This window comes from Microbispora sp. ATCC PTA-5024, from assembly GCF_000511135.2.
GTDB classification, from domain to species: Bacteria; Actinomycetota; Actinomycetes; order Streptosporangiales; family Streptosporangiaceae; genus Microbispora; species Microbispora corallina.
Window position 1 is genome coordinate 615858 of the sequence record NZ_KI866524.1, and the last position, 1906, is coordinate 617763.

3 protein-coding genes are annotated in these 1906 nt (G+C 77.8%); all 3 read right to left on the reverse strand.

Annotated features, from left to right (window positions below):
• A partial coding sequence (locus tag MPTA5024_RS23425; protein ID WP_036329231.1) for a low molecular weight phosphatase family protein occupies nt 1–263 on the reverse strand: 263 nt, incomplete at its 3' end.
• Between the two features lie 11 nt (nt 264–274).
• Complete coding sequence (locus tag MPTA5024_RS23430; protein ID WP_051458561.1) at nt 275–1183, reverse strand: DUF4012 domain-containing protein; 909 nt, start codon at nt 1181–1183, stop codon at nt 275–277.
• Entirely contained in the window at nt 1141–1566 is a 426-nt protein-coding gene (locus MPTA5024_RS44335; protein WP_051458562.1) for a DUF4012 domain-containing protein, read from the reverse strand. Before MPTA5024_RS44335 ends, MPTA5024_RS23430 begins: the two co-directional genes overlap by 43 nt.
• Nucleotides 1567–1906: the final 340 nt, after the last annotated feature.

The following is a 1906-nucleotide window of genomic DNA, read 5'->3' on the forward strand; positions in this document are numbered from 1 at the left end:
AGGTCGGCCGCGCGGACCAGCTCGGGCGTCAGCGGCCGCGACGCGAAGCCGCTCGCCGGGACGCCGGCCTCGGCCAGCGCCCGCGCCGTCTCCGCGGCCACCGGGAGGCCGTGACGCGCGTGGGTGCCGGCGCTCTCCACCTCCAGGCCCGGCAGGCCCGCGAGCGCCGTCGCGGCCACCCGCTCCGCCATGGCCGACCGGCAGATGTTCGCCGTGCAGACGAACAGGACGCGGAACCGGGCGGGCGCGGGCGATGCCTCCATGAGGGGAGACGCTAGACGGCGACCCCCGGCCGCCGGGGGCGCGGCACGCGCGGGTTGACCCTTTCCACACCCGGCCGCGCCGGGCAGGGCCGGGCTCTACGCGGGACAGTTCCCGGCGTCGTCGGAGACCGTCGTCCGCTGCGGCCGGCCGAGCGGCTGCACGGGGTCAGGGGCGGCCGCGACGACGCGGGTTCCATGAGGTCGAGCCGCACGGTCCTGGTCTGCCGGGGGGCGAACTCCAGCAGCAGCGAGTAGACCGGGTGGGACCGCTCGGTCTCGGTGATCATCCGTACGGGCTTTCCGTCGAGCCGGGCCGCCCGCAGCCGCGCCCCCACCCCCGCGTACAGGGAGACCCACGACAGGTTCGACCCGGCGACGGGCGGCCGCCCGGGCGAGTCGAGCCTGCCGGTCACATAGCTCGGCAGCGGCTCGGGGGGCACGTCGTTGGTGAGCCGGAAGGTCACGGTCGACGCCCGCGTCCCTCCACGGCAGGGCCCGAGCGTGTAGTCGAGCGATCGGCCGAGGTAGTAGTCGAGCTTCCCGCCGGCCGAGTTGTTGACGACCAGCCCGGCGTACGGCCCGGGCTCCGGCGCGAGGACCCCGGCGAGGGGCGCGGCGGACAGGCGCCGCTCCTCGTCGCCGCGGCGGCTCCAGACCTGGATCCGGCGCTCGCCTGCCAGGCCGGCCAGGACGGGCAGCACGCGCAGGGAGTCGGCCGGGGCCCGGGACAGCGCCCGGCTGACGGCCCCCGCGATCGCGATGAGGAAGCGCTTGCGGGCGACCGGGTCGGCGTAGCGGGCGTAGGCGGTCCGCTCGGTCAGGTCGACCACGTTGTCCGCGGTCACCCGCTGCCCGCCGGGGGCCGTGACCGGGCCGATCAGCGCCAGCAGCCGCGACAGGCCCACCGGGTCGACGGCCACCGCGCCGTCCAGCCGCCGGCCCTTCTGCCGCTCCCACAGCCCCGTCCGGTCCGGGCGGCGTACGGGAAGTGCGGGGACAGGTTCGAGATGGACAGCAGCCGCAGCGCGTCGGGTCCGTACCGCTCCCGATAGGCCGTGCCGAAGTCGGCCACGGGACGGGGGTTGAGCCCCAGGCCGTTGTCGGCCGACAGGCCGGTGACGCTCAGCCTGCCGCGGTCGGCCTTCAGCACGCCGAAGGCGCCGACCAGCCCGCCGGTCCCCCGGGCCTCGGCGTTCGTCTGGAAGGCGAGGAAGTAGCGGCGCGTGCCGTCCAGGCCGAGCATGGGCGGGAGCACGGCGGCCGCCGTGGCCGCGGCCGACAGCGTCGAGCGCAGGTCGCCCACCTGGGCGAGGAACCCCGCGCGGGCGTGGTCCAGCGTCTCCAGTCCGGTACGGCCGGGGTGGCGGCGAGGCGGCCGGCGGTGCCGGCGACCCGGGCGGCGGCCCGGTCGAGGACGGGGGACGCGCCGCGCAGGCCGGCGAGCAGGCCGCGCGCGTCGTACAGGGAGGCGCCGCGGGCCGCGAGCAGCGGCATACCGGCCCTGGTGACGTCGCCGAGGACCTCGGTGATCTCGGCCGCGCCCACGGTGAGGCCGCGGACGGTCCGGGCGGCGTCCCCCACCAGGGGGGCGTGGGCGGCGAGCCGCCAGGCCGGGCCGTCCGTCAGCCGGGCGGCCTTGGCCG